The following is a 20,161-nucleotide window of genomic DNA, read 5'->3' as shown; positions in this document are numbered from 1 at the left end:
TTTGTTGTTTTAGACTGCCAAAGATACGAAAAGTTTAATTCATACCGATACACAAAGTGTTTCTTTGGCAAGCTGAGTATCCGGAAAAATAGCGGATGCTTCTTGAAGCAAGACATTTTCATCTTCGTATCGTGCCGAAAAATGTCCTATCAACAACTTCTTCACCTCAGCCCTCCTGGCTATTTCGGCCGCTTGTGCAGCAGTTGTATGAAATGTTTCTTTGGCACGTGGCGCATCCTCATTCGCAAATGTCGCCTCATGAAAAAGTAAATCAACCCCTTTTATCTGCTCCACGATAGAAGGAAGATAGATGGTATCCGAGCAATAGGCATAACTGCGGGACGGAGCAGAAGGGCGGGTCAACAAGTTGTTGGAAACAGTTTTTCCCTCCGATGTCACGTAATCGGCCCCATTCTTTATACGATTCAATTCGTATACCGGCACTTGGTAGAAATCGACCATTTCACGGATAATATGGTTAGGACACCGCTTTTCTGCAAACAAAAAACCACAACACGGCATACGATGACGCAAAGGAATGGTAGTAACCGTCAACGAACGGTCTTCATAAATCAGCATCGGTTCTTTCGTATCAAACTCATGGAAAAGGACCTTGTACGTCATCTGCCTATTAAAAAAATCCAGCATAGGTGTCAGTAATGTTTCCAGCCCTTTGGGAGAATGGATATGCAACTCTGCTGTACGTCCTAAAAGGTTAAGTGTAGAAATCAGTCCTAATAAGCCAAAACAATGGTCTCCATGCAAGTGAGAGATAAAAATATGATTCAAACGTGAAAACTTCAGATGTGATTTACGGAACTGCAACTGCGCCCCTTCCCCACAATCAATCATAAACAACTTGTCGCGCACGTTCACAATTTGAGACGTAGGGAAATGACGCGTTGTGGGTAAAGCGGAACCACAACCAAGAATATGTAACTCAAATTTTTCCATTCCAAACCTTCCGAACTGATTTCTACTCCTTGATTTATAGAAGAGCCTTTATCTCTGAAACTCCAAAAGATATTTCAAAAGTTTCTCCGGATTTATTCCCTTTATACAGATAGCCCACCCCTTTATCACACTTCACACATACTTCCAAGAACATGCGCAAGGCTGGATCGGAGGAGTTCAAAGAGTTCTTCACATTTGCCTTCATCTGTTCGGCATTTTCCTTCAAAGCAGACATCTGTACTACAGATTCGTCAATCGTATAATGATAAAGCACCTTATCCGACTCGATTGTCAGTTTATTGAGCATAGTGGCTTCATCCACCTGCATCGGGCACGATACGTTGGTCATCTTCACTTGCTCTTCCAGTTTCTTCTTATCACTGCTTTCAGCAGTTGAACCGCCATTCAATATATCTTTCAAGTCCTGAGTAGTCAGATAACATTCCACTTCGTTACCGGATGTCTTTCCTTTATATATGAACTTTATACCGGAATCAGTACCGACAACCAAATCCAGCATCTCTTTAATGGACCCTTGTGGATTACCGAACATAACAGTCACAGCAGACTTCATTGCATCAGGATTCTCTTTCAAAGCGTCTATATTGAGGAAACTTTCATTCATAAGCAGTACATATACCACATCCGACCCATCAAAAGTAATACTGGATATTTCGCCGGAAGCTCCCATATCCATGGGACATTGTTTGTTGGCAGCTGCGATAGCCAGCTTGAGTTTGGACTTCTGGCCGCATGCGGTTAGTAACATCAGCGACAGGCAAGTGAACAACACCATCTTCCCTGCATTTTTGAACATGTTTTTCATAATAAATGAAAATTAAATTATTGAATATTTCTATGATTGCAAAAGTAACCACCCTGCAAAGATAAACATTTATGGAAAAACCATCCTTAATTCCATAAAATTCTATTGACAAATCATAAAAAAGAAGGGCACTTGTTTGCGCAAGTACCCTTCCTTCATTTATAGAACGGAGTAATTATTTCTTTCCAGCTTCCATCTGTTCCTTCAAGGCAGCCAAAGCGTCGATGTCACCCAGAGTAGTAGATGCAGCCTGGTTTTGGATAGCAGGAGCAACGTCTTCTCTCTTACCGGTTGACTTCTTAGTAGCAGCCTTCTTTTCAGCTCTTTCTTCTGCCTTTGCAGCATCTTCGAAGATACGGCTGTGAGAAAGGATGATACGCTTAGCGTCCTTGTTGAACTCAATTACCTTGAATTCAAGCTTCTCGTCCAACTGAGCTTGTGAGCCGTCTTCCTTAACGAGGTGCTTCGGAGTAGCGAAACCTTCTACACCATAAGGCAGAGCAACTACAGCGCCCTTATCCAGCATTTCGATGATAGTACCTTCGTGTACCGAACCTACTGTAAATACAGTTTCGAATACATCCCAGGGATTTTCTTCGAGTTGCTTGTGGCCAAGGCTCAAGCGACGGTTTTCCTTGTCGATTTCCAGAACTTGTACGTCGATGTCTGCACCAATCTGAGTGAATTCAGACGGATGTTTAACCTTCTTCGTCCAAGACAGGTCAGAGATGTGAATCAAGCCGTCAACACCTTCTTCGATTTCAACGAATACGCCGAAGTTAGTGAAGTTGCGAACTTTTGCAGTGTGCTTGCTGCCGATAGGATACTTCTCTTCGATAGTTTCCCAAGGATCAGACTTCAGCTGCTTGATACCCAAAGACATCTTACGCTCTTCGCGGTCCAAAGTCAGGACTACTGCCTCAACTTCGTCACCTACCTTCATGAAGTCTTGTGCAGAACGCAAGTGCTGTGACCAAGACATTTCAGATACGTGAATCAGACCTTCAACACCCGGAGCGATTTCGATGAATGCACCGTAGTCAGCCATAACTACAACTTTACCCTTCACGTGGTCGCCAACCTTCAGGTTAGCATCCAGTGCATCCCAAGGATGCGGAGTGAGTTGCTTCAAGCCGAGAGCGATACGCTTCTTCTCATCATCGAAGTCAAGGATAACGACGTTGAGTTTCTGGTCGAGTTCAACCACTTCTTTCGGATCGCTAACACGGCCCCAAGAAAGGTCTGTAATGTGAATCAAACCATCTACGCCACCCAAGTCGATAAATACACCATAGGAAGTGATATTCTTAACGGTACCTTCGAGAACTTGTCCTTTTTCGAGTTTACCGATGATTTCCTTCTTCTGTTGTTCCAGTTCGGCTTCGATAAGAGCCTTGTGGGAAACAACCACATTCTTGAATTCCTGGTTGATCTTAACAACCTTGAATTCCATAGTTTTGCCAACGAATACATCGTAGTCGCGGATAGGCTTCACGTCGATTTGAGAACCCGGCAAGAAAGCTTCGATGCCGAATACGTCTACAATCATACCACCCTTTGTGCGGCACTTGATGTAACCCTTGATAATTTCTTCGTTTTCCAAAGCTGCGTTTACGCGATCCCAAGAACGGGTAGCACGAGCTTTACGGTGAGACAGAACGAGCTGTCCTTTCTTGTCTTCCTGATTTTCGATGTATACCTCAACAGTATCACCAACCTTCAGCTCAGGATTGTAACGGAATTCACTCATCGGAATGATACCGTCTGATTTGTAACCGATGTTCACAACTACTTCACGCTTGTTCATTGCGATTACGGTTCCATCAACTACCTCGCGGTCGTTAACCTTGTTCAACGTATTGTCATACGCCTTTTCCAGTTCTTCGTGGCTTGCACTGGCTACTGATTCGCCGTTCTCATAAGCATCCCAGTTGAAGTCTTCAATAGGAGCTACATTCTTTAAATTTTCCATTAATAAATAAATTGTTTAACTCGTTAATTAAGTGAGACTTTATGTTGACTCATTGTAAATCGGGCGCAAAGATAGAAGTATTTTCTTGAACTACAAAACAAAAAGCATTCAAAACAGCAGTGGAATAATCAATTAAAGAATAAAAAAAATGTTACCTTTGCATCGTTTCATTTATACATAATCTCAATAATTTATCATGAAAAAGATAATCGCATGCATTTCCATCATTTGCTATACATTATTATGTTATAGCCAAAATCAGACAACGGACAACAACTACCGTACGCAAAAGAACATTTCCTATCTTCATCCCGGCGAAAAGGACAGTTATAAGCTGGAGCGTTGTAAGCTCGACCTCCATTATCCTACTGATAAAAAAGGATTTGCCACCCTTATCTGGTTCCACGGCGGAGGACTGGAAGCCGGAGAAAAACATTTTCCGAAGGAGTTCCTGGAGCAAGGCTACGCCGTGATAGCCGTAAACTACCGACTCAGCCCGCGTGCCCAAAACCCTGCCTACACGGAAGATGCCGCAGAGGCCGTTGCTTGGACTTTCGAGAATATAGAAGAATTCGGAGGAGATAAAGACAAAATATACATAGCCGGTCATTCAGCCGGTGGTTATCTCTGTCTGATGCTCAATCTGGACAAGAGTTACCTGGCAAAGTGGAATATTGACGCCAACAGCCTGGCAGGCGCTTTCCCCATCAGCGGACAGACCACTACCCACTACACCATCCGCAAAGAACGCGGGCTGCCTTCCGACACTCCGATTATAGATAAATATGCTCCTTCCAATAACGTAAGAAAAGACGCTTCACCCATGATACTTATCACTGGCGACAAAGAGTTGGAGATGCTGGCACGCTATGAGGAAAACGCCCATTTGTATGCTCTCCTCAAAGCATTGGGACAAAAAACCACCCTCTATCAGATGGAGGGATTTGACCACGGTACGGTGGCCGCTCCCGCATGTACCTTGATAAACAGCTATATGAAGAAGGCAGGCAAGAAGTAACCACTACCCTTGCCTTTCTTTTACGTATGCCAATGCCGCTCCTATTGCTGTTCTATATTCAGCATAGGGCGGTATATGAAAATGTACATGATAGATGGCTTCCATTTTAGAAAACACCTCCCGGCACTGGGGCAGTTGGGTGAGATTTCCTATCAGAACGAAATCCTTGATAGGACTGTTCAAAGCTGACAGTACAGCAGCTCCTCCAATGGTTTGAAGTACCGTATAAATTATACCGCAGGCAATATCTTCTTGAGAAGCATTGCTATCTGCTTTCCCGAAAAGAGAGGCGGTAGCACTCACCGGCAAGTCAGGCAAAGCAGTGTTGCAAATATCACCTATCTGCAAGTTGACACGAGTTACATCCCCTTTCTCAGCCAACTCGGACACCTGATGAATATCATGAGTTTTCAACAGCAACCTCGATAATCCCTGCAAAGTACCTCCACCAATCCCCAAGCCGCCAATATGCTGCACCTTGTCTCCGTCTATTTTCACAAAAGAAGTGCCGGTACCCATGCTGACTACAATCAGTTGGTCTATATCCGTTGCATGTCTGGCTCCCAAACCATTGGCAATAAACTCATCCGTTTTGCGAGTAGGCAGTCCATATAGAGGGCTGTTGACAAATGCGCTTCCCACTCCCGTCAGCATCACCTGCTCCACATCGGCCAGCTGTATACCATTGTCATAAATATACTTACCGAATGCTCCGAATAAGGAAGTCACCGGGTCGGTAGCCGTAATAAACATTGGAGACTGTATCTGTTCTCCATTGATTCCAACGATTTTCGTGGTACTTCCACCCACATCTATTCCTATTACTATACCCATAGCTCCAAGTAATTTGCAGCAAAGTTACAAAAGAATCAATAATTGACAATTGATTAATGTGATAATGTGCCAATATGCTAATTGGCTAATTGGCTGCGCTATGTTTATGCTACGCCATCACGTCCTGGTCATTGACACATTGGCACATTAATCACATTACCACATTGCTATCTGTTAAACAGTTCGAAGGTAAATTTGCAACCTATTTCCTGATACTTCCAGTTTGCAAAGCTGGCAAACAAGCCAAAGTCAAATATATGTGTACCAATGCCATACCCTACTTCCAGATAAGGTTTCAAGTGAGGAACCACCAATGCATTCAGATACAGACGTTCATTCAATACATATTGGGTATATTTCATCAGATGGCGGAGTAGGAGGAAAGGCGCTTCATAGGTAAGGTGTCCGCGGATATATTTACGGGAAGAGTTATACCAGCGGCCGTCCAGCAACTGGAACACCCCGCCAATATCATCACTCCAACCCATAGGAAGATTGGAACGCCGCAAATTGGCAAAGTCCACAAAGTACAGTTCCTTCTGATTGGTAAACTCTCCCCAACCAAAACGCCAATAAATATCACGCATCAAGCCCAAAGAAACCTGATGCTGCAAATCAATCTCTACACGCTCGTACGAACCACTGCTCTGCAACACTCCACTGAGTCCCCGCTCCCAATCTACTGAGATGGAAGGATACTTGGAATGAAGATTTACTTTACGGTCGCCATTCATATAATAGTATTGTCCCGGAGTCCAGGTGAGGCGGACGCGGGGAGCAAAACTATTATAGGTATGGCGGAACTTGTTCAGGATATTCGGGTCAAAATTCGGAAAGAAGGATGAACCTCCGGAACCGGCACGGGTGGCCGACTTGGTAGGCGGCATGCTCGGGTAGTTCAGTTCAAACCGGGAGCGGTTCACTTCCGTACGTCTGTGCATGGATACACCCACTTCCAGCGACAGACCGTTTACTATTTCCCAGCTATGACGCAGATTCAGATACAAATCTTTGAAATAATCCAAGTGTATCTGGTTGAAGTCAAAAATACTGTCGGGGATGGCTTTCAGGTCGTCCAGCACATCACTGCTGTAAATCCGGTTACCGTTACCAAACTCCAGATGCAATGCTGCACGCTTACGGGGCCAATAATCAAAATCGGACCTCACCCTCCAGTAAAACTCTTTTTCCTTAAAATTATAACCTATCCGGGGAACGATGCGCAGCAGGCGATCACCGGTAAAAATACGGTTGTACTTGAACTCCTGCCGATACGAAATTCCATGCTTGCCGCTATAGCTCAAAAGAAAAGGATTGATTAGTGGTGAACAGCGCACACTCCCCAATTTATCAAGGTCTACCGTATAGCGACTGATCAATGCATCTCCAATCTGCCCCCAAAACTCCAAGTTCTTATTCACCGGTTTCTTTTTCCGGGCGAGCGTATCCCGACTCAAAAAGAAATCCTGATACAGTGTCTCCTCATGCGGAGTCAAAGGAATGGGACGCAAAGTTTTAAAGTAAGCAGTATCACGTAGATAAGCATTCGTATCAGTACGCAACGTGTATGAATCGGACAAGTCATATTTACTTTTCTTCACCGACCTCCGTATATCACTGCCAGAAGTTTTCTGAATGATGTTCTTATAATCGAGTACAGCTTCATAAGTGCCATCTACCACATTTCCCAAAAAACGAAACGTTGCATCCACATCATACTGCAACGGAAGAAATTCGTCCGAATCGCCCACATTACCCATCTTCACCAGATTATTGAACCGCACCATCTCATTACGTCCGGAAAAACGCATCTCGCGTACACTCCACACGTTATCACTCACAATCAGATAACCGCCCACCAGCTGAAAGCTTTTGCTTTTTGGCATAAAACGGATTTTATACTGAAGGGCATGCCGTTCCCCCATCACCGTATCAATCCGATAGGTATAATATTTTTTGGCATTGGGTGCTAAAGGAGAGAGTAGTTTGTCATATAATAAGGTAGAAGAATAGATGTTGATGTGAAAATATTCCGGCAGCCGTCCGTCCATTTCCCAAAACTCGGAAGCAGTACCGACACTTGCCTTTACCTTCTGGTCATAGATGTCGGGAGCAGTAAAATGCAAATCGCTATAAGTTTCCATCATATATTCCCGCACCCCTTTCTTGGGCCGGAACATGGAAGGGATGTAGCGGAGAATATGATTCTTCTTACGGATATTCACCCAGCCCTTTATGTAAAGCTCAGCCTTATAACTTTCAATAATACGTTCATAAAGGGGGGCAAAGAAGATGACTTTCTCCATGATGGAGTCTGCCGAACTCACATGTTTGTCAACCGGATAAGATACACGCTCCGCCCCTGCCTTCTGTACAAAAGAAAACAAGAAGCAAATCCAAATCCATATAAACAACAAACGTTTCAACCGCAATTTCTCCTTATAGAATCGGGACAAATATACGGAAGAATTTGTGTAATGCAAAAACATGTTCCATAAAGAAGCGGGAATGACACTTGTGACACCCTTTATTATAAAACATATGTTACGCGCGAGAGACAATAATACACAAGCACACATAGTTTGTGCGAGATAAATACGAACCTATATTAATTGTTATAAAAAGGGTGCCACAAGTGTCATGTACAGAATGATTCGTAATTGTGACACATGAAAATTACTAATCACGACGCACTAAGATTACTAATCGTGATGCGGAAAGATTACTAATCATGGCATGTAACAAACGCAAGCTTTTGGTCGTTTTTCCATAACAAGCAGACTTTTTAGGGGGTCTATTCTCAAAAAACACTAATATTTTCGAGAATACCCCCTAAAAAAGAGGGGGTAGTTCAGAAAAAACATGTATTTTTGCGCCCAACAACCAATAAAAGGAGAGACTTATATGTCAAAAATGCGATTTTTTGCTTTGCAAGAACTTGCCAATCGGCAACCTCTTGAAGTGACCACCCCTTCAAACAAACTGTCCGACTACTACGGCAGCCATGTCTTCGACCGTAAGAAAATGCAGGAATACCTGCCTCGTGAAGCCTACAAAGCCGTGACCGACGCCATCGAAAAAGGCACTCCCATCAACCGCGAAATGGCAGACCTGATTGCCAACGGCATGAAAAGTTGGGCAAAGTCCCTCAACGTCACCCACTACACGCACTGGTTCCAGCCTCTGACGGACGGAACAGCCGAGAAACATGACGGCTTCATCGAATTCGGAGAAGGAACGGAAGTGATTGAACGTTTTTCCGGCAAACTGCTCATCCAGCAGGAACCGGATGCATCCTCTTTCCCCAACGGAGGTATCAGAAACACATTCGAAGCACGAGGATATACTGCTTGGGATGTTTCCTCACCTGCCTTTGTGGTAGATACCACACTTTGCATCCCCACTATCTTCATCTCTTATACCGGCGAAGCGCTCGACTACAAGACTCCATTGCTCAAAGCCTTGGCAGCCGTAGACAAAGCAGCGACAGACGTATGCCAGTTGTTCGACAAGAATATCACACGCGTTTATACCAATTTAGGCTGGGAACAAGAATATTTCCTCGTCGACTCGGCACTGTACAATGCCCGCCCGGACCTTTGTCTGACCGGACGTACCCTGATGGGACACTCCTCGGCCAAAGACCAGCAGCTGGAGGACCACTATTTCGGCTCCATCCCCCCACGTGTCACAGCTTTTATGAAAGAACTGGAAATCGAATGTCACAAACTGGGTATCCCGGTCAAGACCCGCCATAACGAAGTAGCTCCCAACCAGTTTGAGCTGGCGCCTATCTTTGAGAATGCCAACCTTGCCAACGACCACAACCAGCTTGTGATGGATCTGATGAAACGCATCGCACGCAAGCATCACTTCGCCGTACTGCTTCACGAAAAACCCTACAACGGCGTGAACGGCTCCGGCAAGCACAACAACTGGTCGCTTTGCACCGATACGGGTATCAATTTGTTTGCACCGGGCAAGAATCCGAAAGGAAACATGCTGTTCCTTACCTTCCTGGTAAACGTACTGATGATGGTATACAAAAACCAGAACTTGCTGCGCGCCTCCATCATGAGTGCCGGAAACAGCCACCGTCTGGGAGCCAATGAAGCACCTCCCGCCATTCTGTCCATCTTCCTGGGCAAACAGCTGTCTTCCATCCTCGACGAGATAGCCCGCCAGATCAGCAGCAGCAAGATGACATCGGAAGAAAAGACAACACTGAAATTAGGCATCGGACGTATTCCCGAAATATTACTGGATACCACCGACCGTAACCGTACTTCTCCATTCGCCTTTACCGGCAACCGCTTTGAATTCCGTGCCGCAGGTTCATCTGCCAACTGCGCCGCCGCCATGATTGCCATCAATGCGGCTATGGCCAATCAGCTGAACGAGTTCAAAGTATCCATCGACAAACTGATGGAAGAAGGGGTCGGCAAGGATGAAGCCATCTTCCGCATTATGAAAGAGACCATCATCGCCTCCGAGCCTATCCGCTTTGAGGGTGACGGCTACTCCGAACAATGGAAGCAGGAAGCTGCACGCCGTGGGCTGACCAACATCTGCCACGTTCCCGAAGCCTTGATGCACTACATGGATAACCAGTCCCGTTCCGTACTCATCGGCGAACGTATCTTCAACGAAACGGAGCTTGCCTGCCGCCTGGAAGTAGAACTGGAGAAATACACCATGAAGGTACAGATAGAAAGCCGTGTGCTGGGCGACCTTGCCATCAACCACATCGTACCGACTGCCGTTATCTACCAAAACCGTCTGCTGGAAAATCTCCGTGGCCTGCGCGAGACCTTCTCTCCCGAAGAATACGAAGTCCTCAGTGCCGACCGGAAAGAGCTTGTACGCGAAATTTCCAAGCGCGTAACAGCCATCAAGGTACAAGTACGCGAAATGACCGAAGCCCGCAAAGTAGCCAACCACATGGATAACTACAAAGACAAGGCTTTCGCTTACGAAGAAACCGTACGCCCTTATCTGGAAAGTATCCGTGACCACATCGACCACCTTGAGATGGAAATTGATGATGAAATCTGGCCGCTTCCGAAATATAGGGAGCTGCTGTTTACAAAGTAGGCCTCTCCCTAGCCCCTCCCCCGCAGGGAGGGGGATAGAGATACTACGATAAACAATTAAGTTACTACGATTTACGATTTGACGGTTTACGGTTGGAGTTACTCATACAATCATAAACCCACCTGCTAATGAGCAGTTGTTTAACAATACAAACTTCAATCGTAAATCGTCTAATCGTAAATATATAGATTTTCCTTTATCTCCCCCCTACGACATCTTTTTGTCATATTTGTGCAATATTTAATTTTTTCTTTTTACATTTGTGCTGTATAACACAGTTTTGCAGCAGTTATGGTAAAAGTAAACTTGTCTGATATTAATGTTCCGGAGTTGATTGCAGATATATGGTCTCCCTTGAATGACGAACAGCGGGAATTCCTCGCCAACCACTTCACACTCCAGAACTACAAAAAAAACGAAGTCATCCATTGCGAAGGCGAGACACCTACGCATTTGATGTGTCTGCTGAGTGGAAAGGTCAAAATCTATAAAGACGGAGTCGGTGGTAGAAGCCAGATTATCCGTATGATTAAACCTGTCGAATATTTCGGTTACCGCCCTTACTTTGCAAAAACAGACTATGTCACGGCAGCATCTGCATTCGAGCCGTCTCTTGTTTGCCAAATCCCCATGACTGCCTTGATGACTCTGCTCACACAAAACAACGACCTTGCCATGTTCTTCATCAAGCAATTGTCCGTTGACTTGGGCATTGCCGATGAACGCACTGTAAACCTGACGCAGAAACATATCCGCGGAAGACTCGCAGAATCCCTACTATTCCTCAAAGAAAGTTATGGTTTGGAGGAAGACGGCTCCACCTTGAGTATCTATCTCTCGCGTGAAGATCTGGCCAATTTGTCAAACATGACCACTTCCAACGCCATACGTACGTTGTCACAGTTTGCCACAGAACGGTTAATCACCATCGACGGGCGTAAAATCAAAATCATAGACGAAGAAAAGCTGAAGAAAATCAGCAAGATAGGATAAGGAATAAGTGACAAGGGATAAGCGATTAGGGGTTAGCATAATAAAAACACATTGTTGTCATCCTAACCCCTAATCACTAATCACTAAATCAGTCCTTTCGCAGACAAATATCTTTCCGCTTCAATGGCTGCCTGGCAACCAGTTCCGGCAGCGGTGATGGCTTGACGATAGTGAGAATCAGCAACGTCTCCGGCGGCGAATACGCCCGGCACTTTCGTACGCGGTGTTCCCGGCTCGGTGACGATATAACCTACTTCGTCCGTATCTACATAAGGTTTGAAAATATCCGAGTTGGGTTTATGGCCGATAGCCAGGAAGAAACCGTCAATAGCCACATCATAGCGCTTCTCATCAGGTTCACCCATACGCTGTACCAAATGTACACCTTCCACACCGTTCTCTCCAAACAAGCCTACGGCATTATGTTCGAACAGCACTTCAATCTTGTCATGCTTCATCACACGCTCCTGCATAATCTTGGAAGCGCGAAGATAAGGTTTGCGGACAATCAGATAAACCTTGGCAGCCAATCCGGCAAGGTAAACAGCTTCCTCGCAGGCAGTATCTCCACCCCCTACAACAGCTACCGTTTTCTTGCGGTAGAAGAAACCGTCACAAGTGGCACAAGCGCTGACACCCATTCCCGCATATTTCTTTTCATCCTCCAGCCCCAGATACTTCGCAGCGGCACCTGTAGCAATAATCAGCGTTTCAGCCTCAATCATCTTTTCGTCATCAATCGTAATCTTGTAAGGTGCTTCAGCAAGATTGGCTGCGGTAGCAACTCCATAACGCAAATCTGCACCAAAACGTTCGGCTTGCTTCCGCAGGTCTTCCATTAATTCCGGACCTCCGATACCTTGGGGATAACCGGGGAAATTCTCCACATCAGTAGTGGTCGTTAACTGGCCACCGGGCTGCAATCCTGCATAAAGCACCGGTGAAAGATTGGCACGACCTGCATAAATAGCGGCAGTATAGCCGGCAGGACCCGAACCGATAATCAGACATTTTACTTTTTCTGTTTCCATCATTATATTATTTACTATTTGACTATTTACAATTTACTATTTAGCGCATGTCGATGACTTCAGCTGTGGGATAGGCTTTTTTGTCAAAGACAAAGAAACTATCCGGATAGGATTGTCCGGTCTGGTAGTTATTAATAAGGATAGTAGTCATATACTTACTTCCCCGTGGTGCCAAGTCCACTTGATGCAGACGATACGTATCCTTTGTCACAAACAGATAGACACTTTCAGGGTCTTTTCTCTTGTCGGCAGCAGTCATGGTGATGTAATAAACAGACTTGTCTTGCTTACCACCGACACTGCTCAACTTCAATCTGTATCCCTGCTTGTAGAGGGACAACCAAGCATACGGATTAAGAGTCTGCAATTCCTCCTGCGTAGGTTCCGATACATTCACCTCATCTGCCGAAGCCACATAGCTCCACTGCGTATGTCCGTCAAACCAAGTCTTCATTCCCTCGGTCTCAACCACAAACTTCTCACCTTCCAGATAGAGAACTCCCGCATAAGAGCCTTGTTGTTCGTTCACGGTAAACGCCAGCTTCACCCCTCCCGCTTTCCGAAAGGCTTCGGCTGTACGCTCCAATATATTCTTGGCATCCGGTTGTTGTGCCGACATCGGCACAGCAAACAACAGCAATAGCACACCAAGTAAAAGCTTATCAAGTTTTATCATTCTATAAATAACCATTCCTTATTGCAAATTGTTTAACCGCATTTCCAGGTCGCTCTCATCTATACAGAACACCTCACGCGCCTTACTACCTTGCGCCGGTCCCACAATCCCCGCTTTCTCCAACTGGTCCATGATGCGGCCGGCACGATTATAACCGATGGCAAACTTACGCTGAATGAGCGATGTGGAACCCTGCTGGTGAATAACAACGAGACGGGCTGCATCCTCGAACAAAGGATCGAGACGTCCCATATCCACATCCCCCAAATCACCCCCTGCATTTTCATCCACATATTCGGGCAGATAGAAAGCAGTGGGGTAACTCTGCTGGCGGGCGATAAACTTCGTAATCTCCGCCACTTCGGGCGTATCGATAAAGGCACACTGCACACGCACCGGGTCAGCTCCCTGCAGGAATAACATATCACCGCGGCCTATCAGCTGGTTGGCTCCCGGACGGTCGAGGATGGTACGCGAATCGACCATTGCCGATACACGGAAGGCGATACGCGCCGGGAAGTTGGCCTTAATCGTACCCGTAATGATGTTTGTTGTCGGTCGCTGTGTAGCGATAATCATATGTATACCCACGGCACGCGCCAACTGGGCGATACGTGCGATGGGCAGTTCCACATCCTTACCGGCTGTCATAATCAAGTCACCGAACTCGTCGATAACGACTACGATGTAAGGCATGAACTTATGCCCCTTTTCCGGATTCAGACGACGGTTGATGAACTTCTCGTTATACTCCTTGATATTGCGCACATGGGCAGCTTTCAGCAAGTCATAGCGAGTATCCATCTCCACACAGATGGAGTTCAAAGTCTGCACCACCTTCGTGACGTCCGTAATGATGGCATCTTCCCCGTCGGGTAATTTCGCGAGGAAGTGATGCTCAATTACGGAGTAGATGCTGAATTCTACTTTTTTGGGGTCTACCAGCACAAACTTCAGCTCTGCCGGATGCTTCTTATATAATAAGGAGGTGATGATGGCATTCAACCCCACGGACTTACCCTGACCGGTAGCACCGGCAACGAGCACGTGCGGCATCTTGCACAAATCCACCATAAACACTTCATTCGTAATCGTCTTACCCAGTGCGATGGGCAAGTCGTAAGTAGACTCCTGGAACTTCTTGCTGCCGATAATGCTCTGACCGGATACAATCTTCGGATTGGAGTTGGGCACTTCGATACCAATCGTACCCTTTCCCGGAATGGGAGCGATGATACGGATGCCGAGCGCCGAAAGGCTGAGGGCAATATCATCTTCCAGACCGCGTATCTTCGAAATTCGGACGCCCTGCTCGGGAGTGATTTCATACAGCGTCACCGTAGGACCTACCGTCGCCTTAATGGTACTGATTTCTATACCGAAACTACGCAGAGTATTGATAATCTTATCCTTGTTCGCGTTCTGCTCTACCATGTCAATGGTCGGACCATTGTCATCGTAATGCTTCATCAAGTCTATTGTGGGGTAATGATAGTTTTCCAAATCCAGACGGGGATTGTACGGCTCCTTCTCCGTTCCCACATACTCCTCCTCTTCGGCCTTTTCAACCTGGAATGCCGGCTCCTTCTCTACCGGCTGTTCCCGAAAAGGGGGCACCGGCTCCGGTGCAGGAGTCTCAAAAGTCATGGTAACATCCTCATCCGCAGACTTGGCTGGCTTTACCTTTCCATCACTTCCACCCAAGTCAAGGGTGATTTCATTCAGCGGTTCGTCCTCTTCTTCCTCTGTGGCAACCTCCTCCTCCTTTTCAAGAACCTTTTCCGGCTCCGCAGCTTCCGGTGTCGGAGCAGTAGTCTTTTCCTTTGCACCCCAAGAGGTCTTGAACTCTTCCGGCGTTTCACCCTGCACGCTTTCCGCCTTCTCCTTACGCTTCAAGAAGCTGAGACTGAACAATCTGCGCAACCAGATGACAGTCCGTGCACTCAGATAGATGAGGAAGCAGATGGCAGTTACCAACAATAGCAGCCATACTCCCGGCACACCGACTTGAGACACAAGCCAGTTGCTGACATTGTATCCGTGCATACCGCCCAGATAGAGGAAAGAGTCCTTGTACTGGTCTACAAACACAAAACCGAAAAATACCGAGAACCACACCAGCATCAACGAACAGCCGATGAACCACTTCCACAAGCGCACCACACGCACCCGCATCAGCTTCAATCCCGCCACAGCCAGGAACACGAGAATCAGGAAAGACGATACGCCGAAACAATCATTTATCAGATAGCTGGCCAACTGCGCACCGCGGCTACCGGCGTAGTTCTTCACCCCATTATTGGTGGAAATCAGCTCCTGCGCACTGCCTCCGTCAATGATGCTCTGGTCTGCCGCTCCCGTGAAAAAGAACGACGAAAAGGCGAGCAACAAATAAACCGAAAAGATTACCAGTACCAAGCCGATAACGAAATGAACAGTTTCACTTCTAAATAACGCTGCCACTTTCCCAAAAAACGAGAGTGACAGCTCCGTATCTTTAGCTGTTGAATTTTTCTTTGCCATATTTTTTAAATAACTATTGAGAATTGATTGCAAAAATAATAAAAACTATCCTTCTGCCGCGTTGTTTTCATTCTTTAATTTCTCGTCTGCCGATTATAGGTATTCCTAATCTACAACTGTAGTTTTATCGCATGTTTTACTTACATGCTTGCATGAAATGACATAGCGCACTAATTTACAACAGATTGCGCCATGCAAGCAGACCTCATGCAAGCATGCAGGCAGATTTTGCCTACATGACGCAATCCATGCAAGCCCTATACGCATCAACCTACTCTTTTTCCTTCAAAAAATAAATCGGCTGTTTCTGCAACCCTTTGTTCACCAACACATTCTCCTCACAAAGACGACGAATCTGCCGCGTCGCAGTCGTGCGGGTCATGCCGCAAATCGACTGTACAACACTGCGGGTGATGAACTCATTCTTACGTAGATAGTTCACCACTTTTTGCTTCACCTCATCATCCGTCAGCCTCTTTTTCGTGAGATTCCGCAATTTCAGCGGCTTTACCTTCAATACTCCTATCTCACTGCGCAGCGCCTTGTCCGGTCTGAAAGTGATGTTTTTCAACTTTACCTTAGTACTTTTCCGCTTTGTCTCCAGTGTCACCGGTTCCGTGCAGGTCAGCGTAGGAACAAAGTAACCGATGCCGTCCAAATGAACCTGCCTGCCCTCCCCCAGCTCGCGTCCCACAAAATGCGACAAAGCATCGAGTACCGCCAGTACATCCGTCTCGGTCAGCGAGCAGTATTCTTGTATATGCCTGCGCAGCTCATCGGTCGTCGTGGAGCCGTTCAGTTTAATCCGGGGATGCAGGGTCAGTTCTTCCCCTTGTTTATCCTTCGTTTTCGGGTTTTCGTACCAATCAAATAAAATTGCCATATTCTTTCCTCCATTTTTAGATTCATTTCTGTTGCTGTCTGCAGGTTTCGCTCATGCAAAGTACCGGCTTTCATTAGGCAGAACATGGGTCTTCCTTACGCAAAGAAGCGTTCTTCCTTCTGCTGAAAGCTTATCAAAAAAAGATGCGCACAGCTGTGGTTTACCTTCTTCATATTTGTGATACACCTTCTTCACAACTATGAGAAAGACATTCCACGACTGTGCGCAACTACAAACTACAGAGGCAAAGATAATGAAAAGCAGGGGGCTTGGCAAAGGAATGCTAATCTTTTTCAGATTGAAGCATGTAATAATGCGGTAATAATAGCGCTATTTGCCCAGTTCCATAATTGCAATAATTAATCTTCATCATCATCGTCATAATCTTCATCGTAGTCATCATCGTCACCATCCCATCTACACCCACAAGCATCACAAGCATAATCATTAATACCACTTGAATCAGGATAGACCAAATGCGAGCCACACTCAGGGCAACGCAACTTGTTGTTATCATCATCGTCATCCGCAATTTCATCACATGGCCATTCTCTTCCACAATCCGGACAAACATAATTCACGCCATCGAAATAGGCATTCTCATTCAAACAAAAAATACATTCCATAACTATCTTATTTTTAATTATTACTTTTATTCATTATTCTTTTTGCATATAAGCAGCATTTAATCAGCACAACTCCCACCAGCATAGAACAGACAATGCCAATTGCAATGAAAAGAGGACTTCTATCAGCGGAAGCAATGCCGTTTTTTGCCAACACCCAAAGTCCCGTCTGAAAACAAACGGCCGACAACAAGCAGAACAGCAGCACATTGCGTTTCCAATGTTTTGGCATCGGTTCATTTTTTTCTACCTCTTCTACCATTTCCTTCATTGCTTCTTCAATCCATATCTTCATCTTCATTGTCTTGAGGATTTATTTCATATTTGGGGTCTAAATCATATCTGTACGCAAGCAAAAAATCGGCCTTTTTATCTTTGGGTTTACAAAGAGAATACAATATGGCCCCTACTACCAATGGGGCAGCCGCAACAACTGCAATCCCTGCCAGCATACCACCTCCTATTATACCGCCAATTGCAGCCAATCCGGAGGTTATTCCTGCTGCCGACAACCCAGCAACAACACCTGAAGCCGAAATCAAGCTTATCATTCCTGCCACCGTACAAGCAGATCCTCCACTTGCCATTATTTTGGCAACCAAATCATCTTTGTCTTTTCTAGTCATCTTTTTGTAAGCATCAAAATCTTTGCCTAATACAACGGTGAACATGATACAGAATTCTGCATAGCACACGTCAGTAGGATAGCTCTTGCCCTCGGCCAAACGTGTAATTGCGTACTTCGACATTGTCATAGCCACTGCAAGTTCATCAATAGAAATAGAAGAATTACTCATGAATGAACGCAAAAACGGAGCGAAACCGACTCCTTTTGGAAATTCTTGATTTTCCATAATCTTTTTTTTTAAAGTTTATATTATGGCGCCCTCTGCCTATAAAAACAAAAAGCAACCGTTAGCATTAACGATTGCAAAAATATGGGGGAAGAATCAAGCACGAAATAGACGTCTACAAAAAAGGCAATCAACCTCTTTATCCATTCCTCATGTTCTTTTTAAATTCTTCCCATTGCCAGTCAGGAAAGTTCAATGTATCATTTACGATTCTCCACGCGTCCTTTGGCAGGTCTAATAGAGTTTGCAATATTTTCCATGCATTTATTATTATAGATGTAGCATCGCCCTTTGTACACACCTTTCTTAGTGTTGCCCCGAAAGATCTGCCGTTCATTGTCATCAGAATCTTGTTGATATGCGTGTAAGGAGGTGAAACAGCCACTATTCTATTATTTTCTTTACCACACTTAGAAGTATCTAATGTTTTCAAATAAAATTGCATATACCCCAGAAGAAGTATAATCACATAGACAAATTGTTTATTAGTTTTCTTCTGGAAATCTCGCTCTTTCACATCTCCGTTTCCTACTATCCGCCACGCTGCCTCATAGTGTTTTTCTTTTGTTAAGTATCCACTTTCAGTGGCCTTTTCCAGCAGCTTCTCAAACAATTTTTTATTTGTCTTCCCCTTTCCCTTTTTCGACATTCGGCCTATCTTTTCAAGCAGTTCCTGATATGCCTCTTTTGTAAAGTTAACATCAGCAGAGAAACGTATCTTATCCTCTTTTTGAGACTCTTTCCGGGAGTCAGAACGTTTTCTCAGAGCCTCAACATCTTCATTTTCAAGATACCCCTCATATACACTTCTTATAAGACGAACCGCCCTTGCACCCACCTCCACAATATCCTCATCTTCATGAAGAGTAATCCAAAAGGGCCAATAAGTATGGTTGTTCGCATTATTTGTAGGCTTAAAGCGATGAGTGAAAGATTTCCCCGGAAATGTATTTTCAAGAACAGCAGTAACATAATAACGAATATCTTTCCATTCTTCATTGAACATTTTTTCCCCATCTTCATCATTCCCATCAAGAATCAGCCCCTTACATCCATAATAAATGCCGACAACCGGTTCATACACATCATATTCTATCAGAAATTCATACCCTCTGCATCCATCCTTACTGTACAATGTCCCCAGCTTGTACATCATGTGATGTGGAGCCTTGTTCCCATGAAAAGAAGCATCCGCTTTAAAATCCTCCACTTCATCCAGCAGCCTCATCTTCTTTTTATAAAACTCTGAAGCTTCGTCATTTAACCTTTTCCAATGCTCCCGGTTCCTCTCTCTGATTTTATCTTTCTCCATCTCAGAGACAACCTCCTGACAGTTCACATCACATTCGGCCCCATCAAAATCAATGCTAACACTGGAAAAATATTCAAGGGCTGCCTGCACTTCTTTCTTTTTAGCATAGACCTGCCTCGCTATAAAGATGCAAGCCTCCCGCGTAAGGTGATAGTTTTCCACGCTCCTACGCGCACCAGAGCCTACCCCAACCATTTCAACCATCAGGTTAAAATGCTCATCCACATTTATACCATCCGCTTCGGCAGACCTCATGGCTTTTGCCAATGGAACGGAAAATTTCTGGTACGTACTATACCCCAAAGCAGCGCACAATTCCCTCGAAGTCCAGTATGACCGTCCTTGCCCATCAAACTTCCTTATTTTCTCAAAAGGTGATTTATCACTGATTTTCAATTCTTTATTCATAAAGACAGAAACAAATTACATGATATAAAAATCCTCATCTATAATGACGAACACTCAACAACACTAATATCAAGCATGAAGATAGCAATAAAAAAACATCCCGTCACATAATTGGAAACATTTTGTATACAGAGAGACGGGAGCAATGCCCTATATT

The 20,161-nt window shown here is 45.1% G+C and carries 16 protein-coding genes; 3 read left to right on the top strand and 13 right to left on the bottom strand.

All coding sequences use genetic code 11. The annotated features are described in order from the left end of the window. Positions 1-39: 39 nt before the first annotated feature. The 3 genes from DXD65_RS10705 to rpsA form a co-directional block, all read right to left on the bottom strand. On the bottom strand, positions 40-954 hold the full coding sequence (locus tag DXD65_RS10705; protein WP_117680910.1) for a ribonuclease Z: 915 nt from the start codon (positions 952-954) through the stop codon (positions 40-42). Positions 955-988: 34 nt separating this feature from the next. Continuing rightward, positions 989-1,780 (bottom strand): hypothetical protein, encoded by a 792-nt coding sequence (locus DXD65_RS10700; RefSeq protein ID WP_008665217.1) that lies wholly within the window; start codon positions 1,778-1,780, stop codon positions 989-991. Positions 1,781-1,955: 175 nt separating this feature from the next. After that, positions 1,956-3,752 carry a 30S ribosomal protein S1 gene (gene rpsA, locus DXD65_RS10695; protein ID WP_005831997.1) on the bottom strand — a complete coding sequence of 599 codons (1,797 nt, stop codon included), beginning with the start codon at positions 3,750-3,752 and terminating at the stop codon, positions 1,956-1,958. 196 nt (positions 3,753-3,948) lie between these two features. On the opposite strand from rpsA, the gene DXD65_RS10690 reads away from it, so the two are divergent. Further along, complete coding sequence (locus tag DXD65_RS10690) at positions 3,949-4,770, top strand: alpha/beta hydrolase (RefSeq protein ID WP_005832910.1); 822 nt, start codon at positions 3,949-3,951, stop codon at positions 4,768-4,770. Positions 4,771-4,773: 3 nt separating this feature from the next. Here DXD65_RS10690 and coaW read toward each other — a convergent pair whose 3' ends face one another. Both coaW and DXD65_RS10680 read right to left on the bottom strand, forming a co-directional pair. After that, complete coding sequence (coaW, locus tag DXD65_RS10685; protein WP_008665214.1) at positions 4,774-5,604, bottom strand: type II pantothenate kinase; 831 nt, start codon at positions 5,602-5,604, stop codon at positions 4,774-4,776. Between the two features lie 167 nt (positions 5,605-5,771). Continuing rightward, complete coding sequence (locus tag DXD65_RS10680) at positions 5,772-8,093, bottom strand: DUF5686 family protein (protein WP_057255727.1); 2,322 nt, start codon at positions 8,091-8,093, stop codon at positions 5,772-5,774. A 415-nt stretch (positions 8,094-8,508) separates the two neighbouring features. Between DXD65_RS10680 and DXD65_RS10675 the strand changes: the two genes are divergently transcribed. Together DXD65_RS10675 and DXD65_RS10670 are read left to right on the top strand one after the other, a co-directional pair. Continuing rightward, positions 8,509-10,698 (top strand): glutamine synthetase III, encoded by a 2,190-nt coding sequence (locus DXD65_RS10675; RefSeq protein WP_005832915.1) that lies wholly within the window; start codon positions 8,509-8,511, stop codon positions 10,696-10,698. 291 nt (positions 10,699-10,989) lie between these two features. Beyond that, the gene (locus DXD65_RS10670) at positions 10,990-11,691 is read left to right on the top strand and encodes a Crp/Fnr family transcriptional regulator (protein WP_005832010.1); all 702 of its coding nucleotides are present in this window, start codon (positions 10,990-10,992) and stop codon (positions 11,689-11,691) included. Positions 11,692-11,774: 83 nt separating this feature from the next. On the opposite strand, the gene trxB is transcribed toward DXD65_RS10670, so the two are convergent. The 8 genes from trxB to DXD65_RS10625 all read right to left on the bottom strand — a co-directional run bounded on the left by trxB (position 11,775) and on the right by DXD65_RS10625 (position 20,004). Next, complete coding sequence (gene trxB, locus DXD65_RS10665) at positions 11,775-12,725, bottom strand: thioredoxin-disulfide reductase (protein ID WP_009038069.1); 951 nt, start codon at positions 12,723-12,725, stop codon at positions 11,775-11,777. A 37-nt stretch (positions 12,726-12,762) separates the two neighbouring features. Continuing rightward, complete coding sequence (locus DXD65_RS10660) at positions 12,763-13,413, bottom strand: LolA-like putative outer membrane lipoprotein chaperone (protein ID WP_117887620.1); 651 nt, start codon at positions 13,411-13,413, stop codon at positions 12,763-12,765. Between the two features lie 3 nt (positions 13,414-13,416). Next, entirely contained in the window at positions 13,417-15,921 is a 2,505-nt protein-coding gene (locus DXD65_RS10655; RefSeq protein WP_005832921.1) for an FtsK/SpoIIIE family DNA translocase, read from the bottom strand. A gap of 271 nt (positions 15,922-16,192) precedes the next feature. Continuing rightward, complete coding sequence (locus DXD65_RS10650) at positions 16,193-16,804, bottom strand: winged helix-turn-helix transcriptional regulator (protein WP_005832923.1); 612 nt, start codon at positions 16,802-16,804, stop codon at positions 16,193-16,195. 359 nt (positions 16,805-17,163) lie between these two features. After that, the gene (locus DXD65_RS10640) at positions 17,164-17,430 is read right to left on the bottom strand and encodes a hypothetical protein (RefSeq protein ID WP_005832022.1); all 267 of its coding nucleotides are present in this window, start codon (positions 17,428-17,430) and stop codon (positions 17,164-17,166) included. Positions 17,431-17,443: 13 nt separating this feature from the next. Further along, positions 17,444-17,731: a hypothetical protein gene (locus DXD65_RS10635; protein WP_035449033.1), complete on the bottom strand. Its 288-nt coding sequence runs from the start codon at positions 17,729-17,731 to the stop codon at positions 17,444-17,446. After that, positions 17,709-18,284: a hypothetical protein gene (locus tag DXD65_RS21130; protein WP_070101133.1), complete on the bottom strand. Its 576-nt coding sequence runs from the start codon at positions 18,282-18,284 to the stop codon at positions 17,709-17,711. Before DXD65_RS21130 ends, DXD65_RS10635 begins: the two co-directional genes overlap by 23 nt. Before the next feature lie 139 nt (positions 18,285-18,423). After that, entirely contained in the window at positions 18,424-20,004 is a 1,581-nt protein-coding gene (locus DXD65_RS10625) for a hypothetical protein (protein WP_119958731.1), read from the bottom strand. Positions 20,005-20,161 lie beyond the last annotated feature (157 nt).

Origin of the sequence: Bacteroides sp. 4_1_36, assembly GCF_003466325.1 — a bacterium.
In the GTDB taxonomy this organism is placed as follows: Bacteria; Bacteroidota; Bacteroidia; order Bacteroidales; family Bacteroidaceae; genus Bacteroides; species Bacteroides uniformis.
This window is presented reverse-complemented; position numbering and strand designations above follow the sequence as displayed.